Raw genomic sequence first — 18,762 nt, 5'->3', positions numbered from 1 at the left:
ACTCATTCGGTGCTGGCGGTTTGGTGTGCTTCGGGCTCCGGCCGCGGCTCCCGGGTATCCGACTCGGGATCGGACCGGCCGTCGTAGAGGTCGTACTTGGCGATGTACTGGACCACCCCGTCGGGTACGAGGTACCAGACCGGGTTGCCGGCAGCGACCCGCGCCCGGCAGTCGGTGGAGGAAATGGCCATGGCGGGGACCTCCAGCAGGCTCACATCGTCGCGGCCCATGCCGTCGAGCACGTGGCCGGGCCGCGTCACGCCGACGAAGTGCGCCAGTGACCACAGCTCGTCGATGTCCTTCCAGGACAGGATCTGGGCCAGCGCGTCCGCGCCGGTGATGAAGAACAGGTCCGCGTCCGGCCGCAGCGTGCGCAGGTCGCGCAGCGTGTCGATGGTGTACGTCGGGCCGGGCCGGTCGACGTCGACCCGGCTCACCGTGAACCGAGGGTTCGACGCCGTGGCGATGACGGTCATGAGGTAGCGGTGCTCGGCCTCACTGACCTTCTTGCTGCTCTTCTGCCACGGCTGGCCGGTAGGCACGAAGACGACTTCGTCGAGGCCGAACTCGGCCGCGACCTCACTGGCCGCGACGAGGTGGCCGTGATGGATCGGGTCGAAGGTCCCGCCCATCACACCCAGGCGCAGGCGGCGCTTCGCGCCGTGCTGCTTCACTGTGGCGGAAATATTAGTGGCCCAGTCCGTGGTCGTGCTTGTTCGGGTGCTGGCGGTGCGGGTCCGCGTGCTCCTCGACGGCTTCGTGGCGCTTGCCGAGGTTGCCGTAGGAGAGCGTGATGAACAGCATGACCAGCAGGATCACGAACATCGTAATGCCGATGACGAACGGCGGCGCGATGAGCGGTGCGAGTTCCTCATGCTCGGCAGCGGCGGCTACGGTGGTGGCGATCTGCTGGAACAGCATGTTCTCCCCTAGTGAGTTCACGGAATCAGGACGGCGGGCTCCCCCGCCGTTCCTGGCTTTTGTTCCATGTTACCGCGTCGCTACGCCCTGACTTGGCCTTCGCCCTGCACGATCCACTTCGTGGTGGTCAGCTCGGTCAGGCCCATCGGACCGCGGGCGTGGAGTTTCTGGGTGGAGATGCCCACTTCGGCGCCCAGGCCCAGTTCCCCGCCATCGGTGAAGCGCGTGGAGGCGTTCACGATCACAGCGGCCGAGTCGACCTCCGCGATGAAGCGTTCGGCGTTGGCGAGGTCGTTCGTGAGGATGGCTTCGGTGTGTCCGGTGGACCAGGTCCGGATGTGCTGGACCGCCTCATCCAGGCTGTCGACCATGGCCACGGCGAGGTCCAGGTCCATGTATTCGGTGCCCCAGTCCGCGTCGGTGGCCGGGACGGATTCGATGTCGGCGGGCAGCGCGGCCCGGATCCGGTCGTCCGTGTGCAGCGTGACGCCAGCGCCGCGCAGTGCGGCGGCGACCGCGGGCAGCACTGTCGACGCGGAGTGCACCAGCAGCGTCTCCACGGTGTTGCAGACACTGGGCCGCTGGGTCTTGGCGTTGAGCAGGATCTCCACGGCCATGTCTTCGTCGGCGGAGGCGTCGAGGAAGATGTGGACGTTGCCCTCGCCGGTTTCGATCACGGGTACCGAGGAGTTCGTCACCACGGTCTGGATCAGCTCGCGGCCGCCGCGGGGAATCAGCACGTCGACGCGGCCCCGGGCTCGCATCAGCACGCCCGCGCCCGCGCGGCCGTATTCGTCGACGCTCTGCACGGCGTCCGCGGGCAGGCCCACGGACTCCAGCGCGTCGCGGAGGATCGCAACCAGCGCGGCGTTGGTGTGGGCCGCAGCGCTGCCGCCGCGCAGGATGACGGCGTTGCCGCTCTTGAGGGCCAGCCCGGCGATGTCCACGGTGACGTTGGGACGCGCCTCGTAGATCGCTGCCACCACTCCCATGGGCACATTGACCTGCCGCAGCCGGAGCCCGTTCGGGAGGGTCTGGCCGCGGACCACGTTGCCGACCGGGTCGGGCAGGTTGGCGAGGTTTTCGAGCGCCGCGGCGAGGGCCTGGACGCGGGCGGCGGTGAGGGTCAGCCGGTCCAGCAGTGCCGCGGAGGTGCCGTTGGCCCGTCCGGCGGCGACGTCCTGGGCGTTGGCGGCCAGGACTCTGTCCTGGTGTTCGAGCAGGGCGGCTCCGACGGCCCGCAGGCCGCGGTCCTTCCAGGCGCGGTTGGCGCGGGCCATCCGGCGGGACGCGGCCCGCGCCCGGTCGGCGACGGCGTGCACCGCGGCTTCGACGTCCGTCACGGCCGGCGGCAGGGCCCCGGCGGGCGCGTCGGTAACCGGCAGGTCGGGGTGCGAAGTGAGGGCCTCAGTCATGCTCCAAGTTTAGGCGAGCCGGGGGCTTAGACCAGCACCAGGTCGTCAACATGAACAACTTCACGGTCATAGCCGCGGCCGAGCGCCCGGCCCAGTTCCCGGGTGGAGCGGCCGAGCATCTGCGGCAGCTCCCCGGCCCCGTAGTTGACCAGCCCGCGGGCCACCACGGTCCCGTCGGTGCCGGTCATCTCCACCGGGTCGCCGGCTTCGAAGTCCCCGTGCACGGCGGTGATGCCGGCCGGAAGCAGCGAGGTGTGGCGGTCGCGCACGGCGCGGACGGCGCCGTCGTCGAGCACCAGCGTGCCCTGGACGGACGCCAGATGGGCGAGCCACAGCAGCCGGATCGGCTTGCGGGAGCCGTTGACGGAGAACCAGGTTCCCACGTCCTCCCCCGCCAGCGCCGCGGCGGCGTTGGCGGTGGACGTGACGAGGGCGTGGATGCCGGAGCCGGCGGCGATCGAGGCGGCTTCCACCTTGGTGACCATGCCGCCGGTGCCCACCCCCGCTTTGCCGGTGCTGCCGATCGAGACCCCTTCGAGGTCCCGCGGGCCCGCGACGTGCGGGATCCGCTTGGCGCCGTGGGAGGGCGGCCCGTCGTAGAGGGAGTCGACGTCGGAGAGCAGGACCAGTGCGTCGGCGCGGACCAGGTGGGCCACGAGCGCGGCGAGCCGGTCGTTGTCGCCGAAGCGGATTTCATGGGTGGCCACGGTGTCATTCTCGTTGACTACCGGGACCACGCCGAGGTTCAGCAGCCGGTCCAGTGCCCGGAAGGCGTTGGTGTGCTGGCTGCGGCGCATGAAATCATCCGCGGTGAGCAGCACCTGGCTGACCGTGACGCCGTGTGCGCCGAAGGCGTGGGTGTAGCGGGCCATCAGCAGTCCCTGGCCCACGCTCGCGGCGGCCTGCTGGGTGGCGAGGTCGCGGGGCCGCTTGTCCAGGCCCAGCGGGGCCAGGCCGGCGGCGATCGCGCCGGAGGAAACCAGGATGATCTCGGTGCCGGCGTTGCGCTTGCGCGCCAGGGCGTCGGCGAGGTCGGTGACCGCTTCCTCCGCGATGCCGCCCCGGATGGAGGTCAGCGACGAGGACCCGACTTTGACCACGATCCGGCGGGCCCCGGAGAGCACCTCACGGCCGGGGACGCCGGCCGTGCCGGGCCGGGCGACGGCGTTACTCGTCATCGGCTTCGCCGAGCCCACTCTCCTTGAGCGGCTGCGGGGCGCGGCGGGCACTGACCGATTCGGTCCAGATACCGGCCTTGCGCTCGGCCTCCAGCTCGGCGCGGGCGGCAGCCTTGGCCTCGCGGCGCTCCTGCTGCTCCTCGCGCTTCTGGCCACGGGTGGGTCGGTCGCCGATGTCGGCGAACCGGATGTCCGTGCCGCGCGGCGAGGCCAGCAGTTCGGCGCCGGCCATCATGGTCGGCTCCCAGTCGAAGACGACGCCGTCATCCTCGCCGATGACGACCGCGTCGCCGGGCTTGGCGCCCTGCTTGAACAGCTCGGTTTCGACGCCGAGCTTGGCCAGCCGGTCCGCGAGGTAGCCGATGGCTTCCTCGTTGGTGAAGTCGGTCTGCTTGACCCAGCGGACCGGCTTCTCGCCGAGGACGCGGAACAGCGGCTCCATGCCGCGTTCTTCGCGGCGGATAGTGAAGCCGGATTCGTTGACCGCGCGGGGCCGCAGCACCGGCGCCGCGACCTTGGGCGGGGTGGCGGCGACGGCGTCGCGGGCGGCCTTGACGATCTCGGCCATGGCGAAGCCGAGCTGGCGGAGTCCCTCATGGCTGGTGGCGGAGATTTCGAAGACGCGGTAGCCGCGTTTCTCCAGCTCCGGACGGACGAATTCGGCCATGTCCTTGCCGTCGGGCAGGTCCACCTTGTTCAGGGCGACCAGCCTCGGGCGGTGGTTCAGGGGCACGACTTCGCCGTCGGTGCCGGCGTAGCTCATGTCGACGGCGTACTTCTCCAGTTCGGCCTCGATCACGGCCAGGTCGGAGAGCGGGTCGCGGTCGGATTCCAGCGTGCCGCAGTCCAGCACGTGGACCAGGGCCGCGCAGCGTTCGACGTGGCGCAGGAAGTGGTGGCCGAGGCCCTTGCCTTCGCTCGCGCCCTCGATCAGGCCCGGGACGTCGGCGATGGTGAAGCGGACGTCGCCGGCCTGCACGACACCGAGGTTCGGGACCAGGGTGGTGAAGGGGTAGTCGGCGATCTTCGGCCGGGCGGCGGACATCGCGGCGATCAGGCTGGACTTGCCCGCGGAGGGGAAGCCGACCAGGGCGATGTCGGCGATGGACTTCAGCTCCAGGACGATGTCGCTGGATTCGCCTTCAATGCCCAGCAGCGCGAAGCCGGGGGCGCGGCGCTTCTGGGAGGACAGCGCGGCGTTACCCAGGCCGCCCAGGCCGCCTGCCGCGGCGATGAACTCGGTGCCTTCGCCGACCATGTCGGCCAGGACGGTGCCGTCCTTGCTCTTGACGACGGTGCCTTCGGGCACGGGCAGGACCAGGGTCTCGCCGTTCTTGCCGCCGCGCCAGTCGCCCATGCCGGGGCCGCCGTTGGTGGCGTGGCGGTGGGGGGCGTGGTGGTAGTCGAGCAGGGTGGTGGTCTGGGGATCCACGCGGAGGATGACGTCGCCGCCGTTGCCGCCGTTGCCGCCGTCGGGCCCGCCGAGCGGCTTGAACTTCTCGCGGTGGACGGAGACACAGCCGTGGCCGCCGGTACCGCCGGATACGTGCAGTACTACCCGGTCTACAAAGCTGGCCACGTGGATCTCCTCAGTGCTGTTCCTTGGGTCCCTGGGGGCCCAAGATGATTGTAATGCGGTTAAAACACCGGTGGAGCGGACCTGCTGGCCCGCCCCACCGATTTAGAACTTGTTGTTACTCTGCAGCTGCAGCAGCCACGATGTTCACAACGCGGCGACCACGACGGGTGCCGAACTCGACAGCACCGGGGGTCAGGGCGAACAGGGTGTCGTCGCCGCCGCGGCCGACGCCGGCGCCCGGGTGGAAGTGGGTGCCGCGCTGGCGGACGATGATCTCGCCTGCGGAGACTACCTGGCCGCCGAAGCGCTTGACGCCGAGGTACTGGGCGTTGGAGTCACGACCGTTGCGAGTGGAGCTCGCGCCTTTTTTATGTGCCATTTGAAATGCCTGCCTTTAAATTCTGGGGAATCTGCTGAAAACCTGAACAGTAACGCTAGTTACTTGATACCGGTGATCTTGACCTTGGTCAGTTCCTGACGGTGACCCTGGCGCTTCTTGTAGCCGGTCTTGTTCTTGAACTTCTGGATGACGATCTTGGGACCACGCAGGTCCTCCAGGATCTCAGCCGTAACCGTTACCTTGGCCAGGTCCTTGGCTGCAGACGTGACCTTGTCACCGTCTACCAGGAGCAGTGCGGGCAACTCAATGGTGCTGCCGGCTCCACCGGGGACGCGGTTCAGGGTAACGAAGTCTCCAACGGAAACCTTCTCTTGGCGGCCGCCTGCGCGGACAATCGCGTACACCACTGGGGAACTCACTTCTCTCGACGTTTATTACTAGATTTGCGTGCGGAACCTGGGACCAAGGACTGGTCCGGCTCACGCTGTGCCTCAACGCCGGTGGATTCCCCGGGGGGATCCATGAGCCATTCCGTGAAAGCGTCCTGCCCGTAGGCGGATGGACACTTCCTCAAGGACATAGCCCAAGTGTTGGCGTAAGCACCGAAGGTCTAGACTACGCTAATTTTGCCTTCGGTCGCAAACGAGGCCGGGCCCGGCATGGAGTGCGTGACAGGCGCCACACCGCCCCCGTCGAGGGGCCGGTGCCGTCCTGCCGCAACAGCTTCCGGAACCGCGCCCCATTATCTTACCGGCCGGAACGTCCCGCGGCGCCTAGGCGTGCAGCCTCGGCGCGTCGAAGAACTCCCTCTCGTAGCGGCAAGAGTGGCGGAAGGCTTCGGCCATGGCCATGCGGTCCCCCGCCGACGCCCGCCGGGCTGCCGCGTCGGTGAAGCGGATGGCCTGCCGCGTCGATTCCGCGAAGGCCTCGTCGGCGTAGGTGCGCAGCCACGCGGCATAGGGATGGGCGCCGGGGTCGGTGGCGAAGTCCCGCCGGAAGGCCTCGTGCAGGGTGGCTCCCACTTCGGCGTACAGCCAGAAGCACGGCAGCACCGCCGCGAGCAGTACCGCGTAGCTGCCGGCGAGTGAGGCCGCGTGCAGGTGGTCCACGTAGGCCTTGGTGACCGGTCCCGGTTCGGCCGTTGCCGCGGCGCGGCCGGCCAGCCATGTCCGGTGCAGCTCGGATTCGACCTCGAGGCACTGCTGGGCCGAGCGCCCCCAGAACAGTTGCTCGTCCTCGGTGGGGGCAAGGGCGGCGGCACGGGACAGCACCCGGGAGTAGCCGTTGAGGTACAGGGCGTCCTGGCCGAGGTAATAGGTGAATTCGCGCTCGGGCAGGGTCCCGTCCGCAAGACCCCGGATGAAGTCGAGGCCGTAGATGGCCGCCAGGCTGTCGGCCGCGTGCCGGTCGAGCGCCGCCGCGAAGCCGCCCTCGGCGGCCTCCGGGCCCCCGTCCCCGTCCCCGCCGGACGCGGGGTGCAGGTGGTGGAAGTGGTGGACGGGTCCGTTGCCGCCCCCGACCTGCAGTTGCCCGGCCTCCCGAAGTGCTCCCAGCAGCCAGGGTTTGACCTCCCGCAGTGCGGCCTCCCAGTTGCCCGTCCGGGCCTGCACCGTGGCGAGGGCCGAGGACAGCGAGCAGCCCGTGCCGTGGCTGTTCCCGGTGGCGATCCGCTCGCCTTCCACCACCACCTGTTCCCGGCCAAGCACTCCCCCGGTGTTGATCAGCGCATCCGGGCAACCGCCGTCGTCGGTCCCGGCGCTGCCCGCCAGGTGGCCACCCTTGACCAGCACCGTCGTCCCGGCGGCGGCTGCGAGCCGTTTGCCCTGCTGCAGCGCACCGGCCCAGTCACTGGCCGCCGGTTCGCCGAGCAGCATGCCCAGTTCGGCCAGGTTGGGGGTGATCAGGTCCGCCAGGGGAAGCAGCGCGCGGAGGGCGGCTTCCGCCGATTCCTGCAGCAGCCGGTCGCCGCTGGTCGCCACCATCACCGGATCCAGGACCACGACGGCGGGCCGGGCCTTCTCCAGCCAGCCGCGCACGGCCTCGATCACGGCGGCGTCGCCCAGCATGCCGATCTTGACGGCGTCGATGGTGATGTCCTCGCTGATGGCCGCCAGTTGGGAGGTCAGGAACGACGCCGGCGGGACGTGCACCGCGCGCACGCCGCGGGTGTTCTGGGCGGTCAGCGCGGTTATGGCGGCCATTCCGTAGCCGCCGTGCGCGGCGATGCTCTTCAGGTCCGCCTGGATGCCGGCGCCGCCGGAAGGATCGGAGCCGGCGATGGCCAGGACCCTCGGGATCCGCCGGGCCTGCGGCGCTTCGGTGGCGGCGCCTCCCCGCCGGTCCGCCGGTGCGGGGGTTGGAAAGGCGGAGGTCAGGGTGGAAGTGGGCGCGGTGGATACAGTCATCTGGACATCCCTTCGCCGGTGCTAACCGGACAGGTTCAACGGGTCTGAATCTCAGCCGGCTCGATGCGCGGCACCCCGTGTCAGTCCACCCAGCCTAGCGCGCGTCGCCGGCCGATATCCCGCGTCCCGCGGCGGGTCCGTGTGCCCGGCGGAACAGCGCTGTTAACGAACCAGCGGGCCCCGCCCGGATCCAACGACATGCGTCGGATCCGGGCGGGGCCCGCGGTGGTTCGTGCCTGCTGCTTCCGGTCGCCTACAGTTCCGAGGCGGGGACGCCGACGCCGAGGATGAGGGGTTCGCTGGCGGCCGGCTTGGCTGCTGCCTGGCTCGGTTCCGGCGCCTTGGCCTCGTGCACCGAGCCGGCCGCAGCCGACGGGGTGGCTTCGCGCTGCTGCACGGAGGTTTCGTTGGCGGCACCCTGCGCGCGGCTGGCGCTGCGGTTACGGCGCACCCGGCGCGGGGCGGTGGTGTCCGCAGCCGCCACGGACGGCTGGGCCGGAGCCTGCCGGACCGGCGCCTGCTGGGCCGGCGCCTGGGCGCGTTCCTGGCGGGCCGGTTCCTGGGCGCGTTCCTGCGTCCGGTCCTGGCGGCCGCGGTCCTGGCGGGCCGGTTCCTGGGCGCGTTCCCGCGTCCGATCCTGGCGGCCGCGGTCCTGACGCGACGGCGCCTGTCCCCGCTCCTGCCGGGACTGGTCCTGCCTGGACTGGTCCTGCCGGACCGGTTCCTGGCCGGCTGCCTGCTCCTCGCGGGCACGCACGCTCGGCGGCTGGATCCGGGCGACCCGGGCCCTGCCCCGGCCGCGGGTGGCACGGGACGGTGCGGCGGCCGGTGCAGCCGCAGATTCCTCGTCCGGCGTGGCTTCGGCGGCCCGGGTGGGGGCAGCCTCGGCGGCGGGAGCCTGCGCCTGGACGGGAGCCGCCCCGGCGGGCTTGCCGGTTTCGGCGTCGCCCAGGTTGGCGAAGGCTTCGGTCAACAGGTCCAGGGTCAGCGCAGGCTGCGTGCTTTCCTGGGCGTGCTCGACGAAGGGCAGGGCTACCTGCTCCCCGCCGAAGGTCAGGACCGCGGCCGGCCGGCCGGCCGCTTCCTCGGTGGAGGCGAGCTCCACGGCGGCGTCGAGCGCCGCCTGCCGCGTTTCGGCGTCGGGCGCTGCCGTTGCCTCGCCGTCGTGCAGGTGCGCGGCGTGCGCTGCGGCGGCGATGTTGGCCAGCGCCGCACGGGTCGCCTCCGCCTTGGCGTGGCGCTCCGCCTCATCCGGTTCGGCGTGCGCAGCTGCGGGCGTGGGAGCCCCGGCCTCGCTGCCCTGGCCGCCCTTGCCCCGACGGCGCTTGCGCTCACTGCGGCCGGCCGGCTGGTGCTCGGTGCGCGGCACGTGGTGTTCGGCGGCGACGGTGTTGGCGCGGCGGTGTTCCACCGGCTCGTCGTGGGTAACGACGCCCCGGCCGGCGCAGGCTTCGCACTGTTCGCCGAAGACTTCCAGCAGGCCGGTGCCCATCCGCTTGCGGGTCATCTGCACGAGTCCGAGCGAGGTCACCTCGGCGACCTGGTGCTTGGTCCGGTCCCGGCCCAGGCATTCGACCAGGCGGCGCAGCACGAGGTCGCGGTTGGATTCGAGCACCATGTCGATGAAGTCGATCACGATAATGCCGCCGATGTCGCGCAGCCGCAGCTGCCGGACGACTTCCTCGGCGGCTTCGAGGTTGTTCTTGGTGACCGTTTCCTCAAGGTTTCCGCCGCTGCCGGTGAACTTGCCGGTGTTGACGTCGACGACGGTCATGGCCTCGGTGCGGTCAATCACGAGCGAGCCGCCGGAGGGCAGGAAGACCTTGCGGTCCAGGGCCTTGTGGATCTGCTCGTCGATGCGCCAGGCAGCGAAGATGTCCGTGTCCTTGGTCCACTTCTCGAGCCGGCCCACCAGGTCCGGGGCGACGTAGGTGACGTAGGCCTCGATGGTGTCCCATGCCTCCTCGCCGGAGACGATCAGCTTGGAGAAGTCCTCGTTGAAGACATCCCGGACCACCTTGATGGTCAGGTCCGGTTCGCCGTAGAGCAGCTCCGGGGCGAGGACCTTGCTCGACGCGGACTGGGCTTCGATTCCCTCCCATTGCGCCCGCAGCCGGTTGATGTCGTGGGTCAGCTCCTCTTCCGAAGCGCCTTCGGCAGCGGTGCGGACAATGACGCCGGCATCCTCCGGGAGGCGGTCCTTGAGGATCCGCTTGAGCCGGTTGCGTTCGACGTCGGGCAGCTTGCGGGAGATGCCGGTCATGGAGCCGCCGGGCACGTAGACCAGGTACCGGCCGGGCAGGGAAATCTGGCTGGTCAGTCGGGCGCCCTTGTGGCCGATCGGGTCCTTGGTGACCTGGACCAGCACGGAGTCGCCGGACTTGAGCGCGTTTTCGATCCGGCGCTGCTTGCCCTCGAGGTTGACGGAATCCCAGTTCACTTCGCCGGCGTACAGCACGGCGTTGCGGCCGCGTCCGATGTCGACGAAGGCTGCCTCCATGGACGGCAGCACGTTCTGGACCTTGCCCACGTAGACGTTGCCGATCAGGGAATCCTGCTGCGTGTTGGACACGAAGTGCTCGGCCAGGACGCCGTCTTCGAGGACACCGATCTGGATTCTGTCGTCGCGCTGGCGCACGATCATCTGGCGGTCCACGGATTCGCGGCGGGCCAGGAACTCGGCCTCGGTGATCACGGTACGGCGGCGGCCGGTGTCCCGGGACTCGCGGCGCCGCTGCTTCTTGGCTTCCAGCCGGGTGGAGCCCTTGACGGAGGTGACTCGGTTGCTGGCCGGGACTTCGCTGACCGTCCGCGGGGCCCGCACGCGGGTCACCGTGTTGGGCGGGTCGTCGTCGTTGCCCCCGGTCAGTTCCAGGTCCTGGTCACCGCGGCGGCGCCGGCGGCGGCGGCGGGAGGTGACGCCGTCTTCGAGCGTGGCCTCGGAATCATCGCCTTCGCCCTCAATGTCGCCTTCGGTCTCGGCCTCGCCGGCGGTGCGGCTGCGCCCACGGCGGCCGCGGCTGCGGCGGCGCCGGCGGCTGCCGGAGTCCTCGCCGTCCTCATCTTCTTCTTCGTCCGTCTCCTCGGCGGCCGCGGGGGCTGCCGCAGCGGCCGGGCGGACCACCGCGCTCAGGTCGGGGGCCTGGAAAATCATCGAGGTGACGGCGCCCGGGGCCAGGAAGGGCGACGGCGCCCCGGCGGTCTGCGTGTCCGGCTCCGCCTCCGGGGCCGGGGTTTCGGCGGCCTGGGTGGCCGGGGCCGCTGCGGGGGCTTCCGCCTCCGGTGCGGGGGCTTTCGCCTCCGGTGCGGGGGCGGCCGTCTCGGGCGCTGCTGCCGTCCCTGCTTCCTGCACCGCTATGTCCTGCGCTGCTACGGCGGGCTCTGCTGCTGCTTCATCCGGGGCGGCTGCGACCGGGGCGACCTTGGCCCGGGAAGCCCGGCGCCGGACCGGCTTTTCGGGGGCCTCGACGGCCGGAGTTTCTGCGGGGGCTTCGACGGCGGCGGCCGTCGTGTCGGCGGCGGCTTCGGCGACAGCGTCCTGGACGTCCGTCTCGACCTTTTTCCGCGACCGGGTTCGGCGGGCAGGGGCCTTGGCTTCCGCGGCGGGGGCTTCGACGGCGGCGGGGCTGTCGGGCGCGGCACCCTCGGCGCCGGCCGCAACGACGGCATCGGCGTCGGGCGCCGGCTCGGCTGCTGCCGACTTCGGCGCCGCCTTGCGGCGGCTACGGGTGGCCTTCTTCGGCGCCTCCGCCGCGACGGCGGCTTCCGGGGTTTCCTCGGTGACGGTTGCTTCGTCGTTACCGGCTACAAGCTGGTCTTTATCCATATGTGGCGACACTCCTGCCCCTGATATACCGCCACATCCGGCACCCGTGGGGGCAAATATGCGTCAACACCCGCAGGCATTGACAGAAGTCAATTGGCTACCTTCAGGTTCGCACCGGCAGTGGGGTGCGGCAGCCCTGGAAGGCCGGCGGGATTGTCGTGAACCCGTTGATCTCTACGTCACAACCAGGTGCCGTCCAATGGCATTGCGGGATAGCCCGGATCGACGGATCCGTAGTATGCCCAGCTCATCATTGGCGGTCTTGGAAACAAAGTCGCCGGACTGAAACCCGAATGTGGTTCGCGTAACAGCCAGGTTCATTGTCTCACAGGAGGCACAAAAGCAGGGGTAGGCCGGGTCTCCGGTCCGCGCATTGGACCGCGGGCCGGGGTGAGGCAGGGCCGTTGCCGGGCTTCTTCCAGCCTCCGGCGATAGAATCGGCGCTAGAGCATCCGCCCCGGTTTCCCAACGCAAAGGACTGAAATCCATGCCGAGCCTGTCCACCGCCCCCGGCGACGTGTCCCCGGCCGGACCTGCCGCCGGCACGGCCGCAGCGGAGCGGCCGTTGCCCCCGATGACCCGCGACCGGCCGTTCGCCTGGCTCCTGCTGGTCACCGGCGTCGTCGGCTGGCTCGCGTCCGGTGCGCTCGTGCTGGAAAAGCTGGAGGTCCTGAAGGACCCGAGCCATGTCACGGTGTGCGACGTGAACCCCTGGATTTCCTGCGGGCAAGTGATGCAGACCTGGCAGAGCTCGGTCTTCGGCTTCCCGAACATGTTCATCGGCATCGTGGCCTTCGCCGTTATCATCACCACGGCCATGGGCATCTTCGCCGGGGCCAAGTTCGCCCGCTGGTACTGGATCGGGCTGCAGACCGGCGTGACGCTCGGCTTCGCCTTCGTGGTGTGGCTCTGGTCCCAGGCGCTGTACTCGATCCACATCCTTTGCCCGTTCTGCATGATCGTCTGGGCCGCGATGATCCCCCTGTTCGTCTGGGTGACGGTGCGCAACGTCAGCCACGGCGTCATTCCGGTCCCGGCCCCGGCCGCCCGCATCCTGGGGGAATCCGGCTGGATCATCACGGCCCTGCTCTACGTCGCCGTCATCGCCACCATCTTCTTCGCCTTCATCCAGGTTTTCATCGGCACCTCCGGCTACTGAGCCTCCCCACCCCCGCACACACAAGCGCGAACGTACACTTGGGGCCCCGGTTTCCATCCAAAACCGGGCCCCAAGTGTACGTTCGCGCTTAACGGGGGGTCTGAGGTGTCCGTTCGCGCGGGAGTGGGTTAGAACCAGATCTTGATCTCGCGCTCGGCGGATTCGGCCGAGTCGGAGCCGTGGACCAGGTTCTGCTGGACCTTGACGCCCCAGTCGCGGCCGAAGTCGCCACGGATGGTGCCGGGCGCCGCCGTCGTCGGGTCGGTGGTGCCGGCGAGTGAACGGAAGCCCTCGATCACGCGGTGGCCCTCGAAGATCGCCGCAACGACCGGGCCGCTGAGCATGAACTCGACGAGCGGCTCGTAGAACGGCTTGCCGACGTGCTCTTCGTAGTGCTGCTCGAGGAGTTCGCGGGTGGCGTCGACCTTCTTGAGTTCGGCCAGGGTGTAGCCCTTGGCCTCGATCCGGGCAAGGATGCTTCCGGTCAGGTTGCGGGCGACGCCGTCGGGCTTGATCAGGACTAGGGTGCGCTCAGTGCTCACAGCTGCTCCAATATGTTGGGGTGGGGTTCGGGGACAAGTCTAGTTGCTCTGGCCTTCGGGGTGGGCGGCGTCCCAGGCCTGCTGCTCGCGGTCCCGTTCGGCCGACTCGCGGTCGATCCGGATGCCGGTCAGGATCCCGTACCACCAGGTGATCGCGAACAGGCCGCCGACGATGAACATGGTGGGCTCGATAAACCCGGTGAGCACCAGCAGCAGCTGCAGGATCCAGCCCAGGGCCACACCCCACGGCTTCGTCAGCACGGCGCAGGTCAGCGCGAGCACCAGGCTCAGCCCGATGCCGACGCCGAAGACCAGCAGCGGCGGGAACTCGCCGCGCCGGAGCCCGAAGACGGCGAGGGTGCCGAAGAGCGCCACGAAGGACTCCAGCAGCAGGACCGTGGAGGCGAACATGACCTTGGTGGAACGGCGCTTTTTGGGCATGCCCGGGCGCCATTCGCGCTGGGCTTTGGTGAGCTTTGCCATCGGTTACGCCTCGGACTTTCCGAGCAGGATCCGCGCCTCGGCCACGAGCGTGATGGACCCCGTGACGAGGATGCCGCCGGCGAGGTCGTCGTTGGCTTCGGCCCGCTCGACGGCCCATTCGAGGGCGTCGTCGAGTTTTTCCGCGACGTGGATGTTCTCCTCGCCGAAGCCCAGGTCCAGGGCCAGCTCCCCCAGCTCGGCGGCCGGGATCGCGCGGGGCGAGTTGGACTGGGTGAAGCAGTACTCGGCAGCCATGTCGCCCAGGGAGTCCTTGAGCTGGCGGAGGATTTCCTCGGCGTCCTTTTCCTGCAGGATGCCCACGACCACCACGAGCTTGCTGAAGCTGAACGCTTCCTGCAGCGCTTCGGCCGACACCCGGATGCCTTCCGGGTTGTGGGCGGCGTCCACGATGATGGTGGGGGCGGTGCGGAGCACCTCGAGCCGGCCCGGGGAGGTGACGGCGGCAAACGCCTCCTGCAGCACCTCGGCGTCGAGCGGTTTCTCGGCGCCGAAGAACGCCTCCAGGGCGGCGATCGCGACGGCGGCGTTCTCCGCCTGGTGCGCCCCGTGGAGTGGAACCAGCAGGTCCTCGTAGCGGCCGGCGATGCCCTGGACGGTCACAAGCTGTCCGCCGACGGCGACCGTGCGGGACTCGACGCCGAACTCCACCCCTTCGAAGCGGAACGGCACGTCGACTTCCTTGGCCTTGTCCAGCAGGACCTGGGCGGCGTCGAGCGGCTGCGCAGCGCTGACCAGAAAGCCGCCGGGCTTGATGATGCCGGCCTTTTCGTGCGCGATGTCCTCGGTGGTGTCCCCGAGGAGGTCGGTGTGGTCCAGGGAGATCGGCGTGATCACGGAGACCTGGCCGTCGCCGACGTTGGTTGCGTCGGTGATCCCGCCCAGGCCCACCTCGATCACGGCGACGTTGACCGGCTGGTCCGCGAAGACCGCGAAGCCCAGGATCGTCAGGCATTCGAAGTAGGTCAGCCGGGGCTGGCCCTCGGCGGCGAGCTCCCCGTCGACGATGTCCAGGTACGGGCGGATTTCGTCCCAGATCCGGACGAAGGTTTCGTCCGGGACCGGTGCGCCGTCGATGCTGATCCGCTCGGTGACCTTGGTCAGGTGCGGGCTGGTGTACCGGCCGGTGCTCAGCCCGTGGGCCCGCAGGCCGGCCTCGATCATCCGGGCCGTGGAGGTCTTGCCGTTGGTTCCGGTGACGTGGATGATCGGGAACGCCTTGTTCGGCTCCCCCAGGATGTCCATGGCGCGGCGCAGCGGCGCGAGCCTGGGTTCCATCTTGTTTTCCGGCGCCCGGCCCAACAGTTCGGCGTAGACGCTCTCTACGGAGAATTCGTCGGTCATGGCTTAGGCCCCTACTTCAACGGTTACTTTGTCGACACTGATCCGGGGTTCCTTGACGTCGGCGGGGACCGTGTCCAGTTCCACCGTCAGCGTCTCGGTTTTCACCAGCTCGGCGTGCGCCAGCAGCGCCTCGACCGTGGCGGCCGCGGCCGTGACCGTGGTGCGGATCCGGTCGCTGACGTTCAGCCCGGCGTCCTTGCGCGCCTGCTGGATGGCACGGACGAGGTCCCGGGCGGTGCCCTCGGCTTCGAGCTCCGGGGTGACTTCGGTGTTGAGCACCACGAACCCGCCGCCGGGCAGGACCGCCGCCGCGCGCGAACCCTCCCCTTCGGCTGCTTCGGCCACCACGGTTTCCAGGGTGTATTCCTGCGGCTCGAGCGCGAGCCCGCCGGCAGTCACCACCCCGTCCTCGCCGACGGACCAGTCACCGGACTTGGAGCCCTTGATGGCCTGCTGGACGTTCTTCCCCAGGCGGGGTCCGGCGGCCCGGGCGTTGACCACGAGCTTCTGCTCGATGCCAAACTCCTCCGGGGAGGCGCTGCCGGCATCGAGCAGCCGGACCGAACGCAGGTTCAGTTCATCGGCGACGACGGCGGCAAAGCCCGCGAGGGCGTCCGCGCCGGGGGCGACGACGGTCAGTTCCTGCAGCGGCAGGCGCACCCGGAGGTTCGCGGCCTTGCGCAGCGAGGATCCGGTGGAGCAGATCTGCTGCACCCGGTCCATCGCCTCGACCAGCTCCGGGTTCGCGGGGAACTTCTCCGCCTCGGGCCAGTCGGCCAGGTGCACGGAGCGCCCGCCGGTGAGGCCGCGCCAGATTTCCTCGGAGACCAGCGGCAGCAGCGGGGCCGCCGCCCGGCAGACGGTCTCCAGCGCGGTGTAGAGCGCGTCGAAGGCGTCGGTGTCCTCGTCGAAGAAGCGCTGCCGGCTGCGGCGCACGTACCAGTTGGTGAGCATGTCCAGGTAGCCGCGCAGTTCATCGCACGCCCCGGAGATGTCATAGCTGTCCAGCTGGGCGGTCATGTTGCGGACCAGCTCGCCGGTGTTCGCCATCAGGTAGGCGTCCAGGGTGTCGGTGTAGCCGTCGTAGCGCAGCTTCGCGTCGTAGCCGGAACCGCCTGCAGCGGCGTTCGTGTACAGCGTGAAGAAGCTGTAGACGTTCCACAGCGGCAGGATGACCTGGCGGACGCCGTCGCGGATGCCCTGCTCGGTGACAACCAGGTTGCCGCCGCGCAGGATCGGGCTGGACATCAGGAACCAGCGCATAGCGTCCGAGCCGTCGCGGTCCAGGACCTCGGAGACGTCCGGGTAGTTGCGCAGGCTCTTGGACATCTTCTGCCCGTCGGAGCCGAGCACGATGCCGTGGCTGATGACGTTGCGGAAGGCCGGCCGGTCGAACAGCGCGGTGGAGAGGATGTGCAGCATGTAGAACCAGCCGCGGGTCTGGCCGATGTATTCGACGATGAAGTCCGCCGGGTTGTGGGTGTTGAACCATTCCTCGTTCTGGAACGGGTAGTGCACCTGGCCGTAGGGCATGGAGCCGGAGTCGAACCAGACGTCCAGGACGTCCTCGACGCGGCGCATCACCGACTGGCCCTCTTCCGGGGTGCGCGGGTCGTCCGGGTTCGGCCGGGTCAGTTCGTCGATGAACGGCCGGTGCAGGTCCACCTGGCCGTCCTTGTTGCGCGGCAGCCTGCCGAAGTCCGCCTCGATCTCGGCCAGCGAGCCGTAGACATCGGTGCGCGGGTAGTCCGGGTCGGTGGACTGCCAGACCGGGATTGGGCTGCCCCAGTACCGGTTGCGGCTGATCGACCAGTCGCGGGCGTTGGCGAGCCACTTGCCGAACTGGCCGTCCTTGACGTTGCCCGGGATCCAGTTGATCTCCTGGTTCAGCTCCGACATGCGGTCCTTGAACTTGGTGACCTCGACATACCAGGAGGAGACGGCGCGGTAGATCAGCGGGTTGCGGCAGCGCCAGCAGTGCGGGTAGCTGTGCTCGTAGCTGGCCTGGCGGACCAGGCGGCCCTGCGCGCGAAGCACCTGGGTGATGGGCTTGTTGGCCTCGAACACCTGCAGCCCGGCGATCGCGGCGAGGTCGCCGTGGCCGAAGAGCGGCAGGAACTTCGCGCCCTCGTCGACGGAGAGGACCACGGGGATGCCGGCCTCTTCGCAGACCTTCTGGTCGTCCTCACCGTACGCCGGTGCCTGGTGGACGATGCCGGTGCCGTCGGTGGTGGTGACGTAGTCGGCCACGAGGAAGCGCCAGCCGTTTTCGGTGCCGTACTTCTCGGCGTCGGCGAAGTAGTCCCAGAGCGGCTCGTACGTCAGGCCCTCGAGTTCGGCGCCGGTGTGGCGGGAAACGACGGCGGCTTCGGCCGCGGCGGCGCCCTCGGCGCCGTCGCCGTAGCCGAGGTCCTTGGCGTAGGCGCCCAGCAGGTCGGCGGCGAGCAGGAAGGAGCCGGTGACCGGCGCGTCGGCCGAGGCGGCCTTGATCCCGTGCGGGCCGGCCGGGAGCACCACGTAGGTGATGGCGGGGCCGACGGCGAGCGCCAGGTTGGTCGGAAGGGTCCAGGGCGTGGTGGTCCAGGCGAGCGCCTGCACACCGGCCAGCTGCTTGGAGAGCTCGGACTCCCCCGCGGTGATCGGGAACGTGACCGTGACGGTCTGGTCCTGGCGGTTCTTGTAGACGTCGTCGTCCATGCGCAGCTCATGGTTGGACAGCGGCGTCTCGTCCTTCCAGCAGTACGGCAGCACGCGGTAGCCGTTGTAGGTCAGGCCCTTCTCGTGCAGCTGCTTAAAGGCCCACAGCACGGACTCCATGTACTCGACGTTGAGCGTCTTGTAGTCGTTCTCGAAGTCCACCCACCGCGCCTGGCGGGTGACGTAGCTCTTCCACTCGTCGGCGTACTTCATCACCGAGGCGCGGCAGGCGTCGTTGAACTTGTCGATGCCCATGGCCTCGATCTGGGTCTTGTCCGTCATGCCCAGCTGCTTCATGGCTTCGAGCTCGGCGGGCAGTCCGTGGGTGTCCCAGCCGAAGCGGCGCTCGACGCGGCGGCCGCGCTGGGTCTGGTAGCGGCCCACCAGGTCCTTGGCGTAGCCGGTGAGCAGGTGGCCGTAATGCGGCAGTCCGTTGGCGAAGGGCGGGCCGTCGTAGAAGACAAATTCGTTGGAGCCGTCTTTACCCGCGTCCCGCTGGTCGATGCTCGCCTGGAACGTGCCGTCCTGGTCCCAGTACTTGAGGATGCGCTCCTCGATCTCCGGGAACTTCACGGAGGCGGACACACCGGCGGAGGGAGCGTTGCCGGCGTCGGAAGGTGCGGCTGAGGCCTTGGGGTAATGGGTCATCTCGACATCCTGGGTTGAGCTGTGAACAACGGGATTCATTCAGGATGCGAGGACGGCTCCTGTGCTGTCGGAACAACACCGGCACCGCGGTACCACCTCACTTACCGCACGCTGGCCATCGCTCCCCGAAGGGGCGCCGGCCGGCCGCGGCCGCTCGTTGACTGCTGTGACGGGCTTACCCGTCCGGTTCTACTGGCCCTGGCGCGC

At 69.4% G+C, this 18,762-nt stretch carries 14 protein-coding genes and 1 riboswitch; of the genes, 1 reads left to right on the top strand and 13 read right to left on the bottom strand.

Going from position 1 to position 18,762, the window contains the following annotated elements; genetic code table 11:
* Nucleotides 1–2: 2 nt before the first annotated feature.
* The 9 genes from nadD to ACTWLI_RS12725 all read right to left on the bottom strand — a co-directional run bounded on the left by nadD (nucleotide 3) and on the right by ACTWLI_RS12725 (nucleotide 11,664).
* Nucleotides 3–632, bottom strand: coding sequence for a nicotinate-nucleotide adenylyltransferase (gene nadD / locus ACTWLI_RS12765; RefSeq protein WP_445156181.1), 630 nt, complete (start codon nucleotides 630–632; stop codon nucleotides 3–5).
* A 55-nt stretch (nucleotides 633–687) separates the two neighbouring features.
* On the bottom strand, nucleotides 688–921 hold the full coding sequence (locus ACTWLI_RS12760; RefSeq protein WP_445154182.1) for a hypothetical protein: 234 nt from the start codon (nucleotides 919–921) through the stop codon (nucleotides 688–690).
* A gap of 80 nt (nucleotides 922–1,001) precedes the next feature.
* Nucleotides 1,002–2,336, bottom strand: a complete 1,335-nt coding sequence (locus tag ACTWLI_RS12755) for a glutamate-5-semialdehyde dehydrogenase (RefSeq protein WP_445154181.1) — start codon at nucleotides 2,334–2,336, stop codon at nucleotides 1,002–1,004.
* Nucleotides 2,337–2,362: 26 nt separating this feature from the next.
* Nucleotides 2,363–3,514, bottom strand: a complete 1,152-nt coding sequence (proB, locus tag ACTWLI_RS12750) for a glutamate 5-kinase (protein ID WP_445154180.1) — start codon at nucleotides 3,512–3,514, stop codon at nucleotides 2,363–2,365.
* Entirely contained in the window at nucleotides 3,504–5,093 is a 1,590-nt protein-coding gene (obgE, locus tag ACTWLI_RS12745; RefSeq protein WP_056738362.1) for a GTPase ObgE, read from the bottom strand. The genes proB and obgE overlap by 11 nt, the downstream gene beginning before the upstream one ends.
* Nucleotides 5,094–5,208: 115 nt before the next feature.
* Nucleotides 5,209–5,472, bottom strand: a complete 264-nt coding sequence (rpmA, locus tag ACTWLI_RS12740; RefSeq protein ID WP_009372867.1) for a 50S ribosomal protein L27 — start codon at nucleotides 5,470–5,472, stop codon at nucleotides 5,209–5,211.
* Nucleotides 5,473–5,531: 59 nt separating this feature from the next.
* A complete protein-coding gene (gene rplU / locus ACTWLI_RS12735) occupies nucleotides 5,532–5,840 on the bottom strand; it encodes a 50S ribosomal protein L21 (RefSeq protein ID WP_056738360.1) in 309 nt (102 codons plus the stop codon).
* Between the two features lie 366 nt (nucleotides 5,841–6,206).
* Nucleotides 6,207–7,838 (bottom strand): bifunctional hydroxymethylpyrimidine kinase/phosphomethylpyrimidine kinase, encoded by a 1,632-nt coding sequence (locus tag ACTWLI_RS12730; protein WP_445154179.1) that lies wholly within the window; start codon nucleotides 7,836–7,838, stop codon nucleotides 6,207–6,209.
* Nucleotides 7,829–7,926: riboswitch (TPP riboswitch) on the bottom strand. It overlaps the preceding gene by 10 nt.
* A 165-nt stretch (nucleotides 7,927–8,091) precedes the next feature.
* Complete coding sequence (locus tag ACTWLI_RS12725) at nucleotides 8,092–11,664, bottom strand: Rne/Rng family ribonuclease (RefSeq protein ID WP_445154178.1); 3,573 nt, start codon at nucleotides 11,662–11,664, stop codon at nucleotides 8,092–8,094.
* A gap of 487 nt (nucleotides 11,665–12,151) precedes the next feature.
* Between ACTWLI_RS12725 and ACTWLI_RS12720 the strand changes: the two genes are divergently transcribed.
* The gene (locus ACTWLI_RS12720) at nucleotides 12,152–12,823 is read left to right on the top strand and encodes a vitamin K epoxide reductase family protein (RefSeq protein WP_445154177.1); all 672 of its coding nucleotides are present in this window, start codon (nucleotides 12,152–12,154) and stop codon (nucleotides 12,821–12,823) included.
* A 128-nt stretch (nucleotides 12,824–12,951) separates the two neighbouring features.
* Here ACTWLI_RS12720 and ndk read toward each other — a convergent pair whose 3' ends face one another.
* The 4 genes from ndk to ileS are packed head-to-tail and all read right to left on the bottom strand — an operon-like array spanning nucleotide 12,952 to nucleotide 18,555.
* Nucleotides 12,952–13,365 carry a nucleoside-diphosphate kinase gene (gene ndk, locus ACTWLI_RS12715; protein WP_445154176.1) on the bottom strand — a complete coding sequence of 138 codons (414 nt, stop codon included), beginning with the start codon at nucleotides 13,363–13,365 and terminating at the stop codon, nucleotides 12,952–12,954.
* Nucleotides 13,366–13,404: 39 nt separating this feature from the next.
* Complete coding sequence (locus ACTWLI_RS12710) at nucleotides 13,405–13,848, bottom strand: DUF4233 domain-containing protein (RefSeq protein ID WP_445154175.1); 444 nt, start codon at nucleotides 13,846–13,848, stop codon at nucleotides 13,405–13,407.
* Nucleotides 13,849–13,851: 3 nt separating this feature from the next.
* Nucleotides 13,852–15,210: a bifunctional folylpolyglutamate synthase/dihydrofolate synthase gene (locus ACTWLI_RS12705; RefSeq protein ID WP_445154174.1), complete on the bottom strand. Its 1,359-nt coding sequence runs from the start codon at nucleotides 15,208–15,210 to the stop codon at nucleotides 13,852–13,854.
* 3 nt (nucleotides 15,211–15,213) lie between these two features.
* Complete coding sequence (gene ileS, locus ACTWLI_RS12700; protein WP_445154173.1) at nucleotides 15,214–18,555, bottom strand: isoleucine--tRNA ligase; 3,342 nt, start codon at nucleotides 18,553–18,555, stop codon at nucleotides 15,214–15,216.
* Nucleotides 18,556–18,762: the final 207 nt, after the last annotated feature.

Source organism: Arthrobacter sp. Hor0625 (genome assembly GCF_052567525.1).
The sequence above is the reverse complement of the archived record's forward strand: the minus strand, read 5'-3'. Positions and strand labels throughout refer to the sequence as shown.

Excerpts from the sequence above, each read along its gene's own strand:
- rpmA (WP_009372867.1), bottom strand. The coding sequence starts at position 5,472 with ATGGCACATAAAAAAGGCGCGAGCTCCACTCGCAACGGTCGTGACTCC.
- ACTWLI_RS12705 (WP_445154174.1), bottom strand. The coding sequence starts at position 15,210 with ATGACCGACGAATTCTCCGTAGAGAGCGTCTACGCCGAACTGTTGGGC.
- ACTWLI_RS12725 (WP_445154178.1), bottom strand. The coding sequence starts at position 11,664 with ATGGATAAAGACCAGCTTGTAGCCGGTAACGACGAAGCAACCGTCACC.
- nadD (WP_445156181.1), bottom strand. The coding sequence starts at position 632 with ATGGGCGGGACCTTCGACCCGATCCATCACGGCCACCTCGTCGCGGCC.
- ileS (WP_445154173.1), bottom strand. The coding sequence starts at position 18,555 with ATGACCCATTACCCCAAGGCCTCAGCCGCACCTTCCGACGCCGGCAAC.
- proB (WP_445154180.1), bottom strand. The coding sequence starts at position 3,514 with ATGACGAGTAACGCCGTCGCCCGGCCCGGCACGGCCGGCGTCCCCGGC.
- ACTWLI_RS12730 (WP_445154179.1), bottom strand. The coding sequence starts at position 7,838 with ATGACTGTATCCACCGCGCCCACTTCCACCCTGACCTCCGCCTTTCCA.
- ACTWLI_RS12710 (WP_445154175.1), bottom strand. The coding sequence starts at position 13,848 with ATGGCAAAGCTCACCAAAGCCCAGCGCGAATGGCGCCCGGGCATGCCC.
- ACTWLI_RS12760 (WP_445154182.1), bottom strand. The coding sequence starts at position 921 with ATGCTGTTCCAGCAGATCGCCACCACCGTAGCCGCCGCTGCCGAGCAT.
- ACTWLI_RS12755 (WP_445154181.1), bottom strand. The coding sequence starts at position 2,336 with ATGACTGAGGCCCTCACTTCGCACCCCGACCTGCCGGTTACCGACGCG.
- ACTWLI_RS12720 (WP_445154177.1), top strand. The coding sequence starts at position 12,152 with ATGCCGAGCCTGTCCACCGCCCCCGGCGACGTGTCCCCGGCCGGACCT.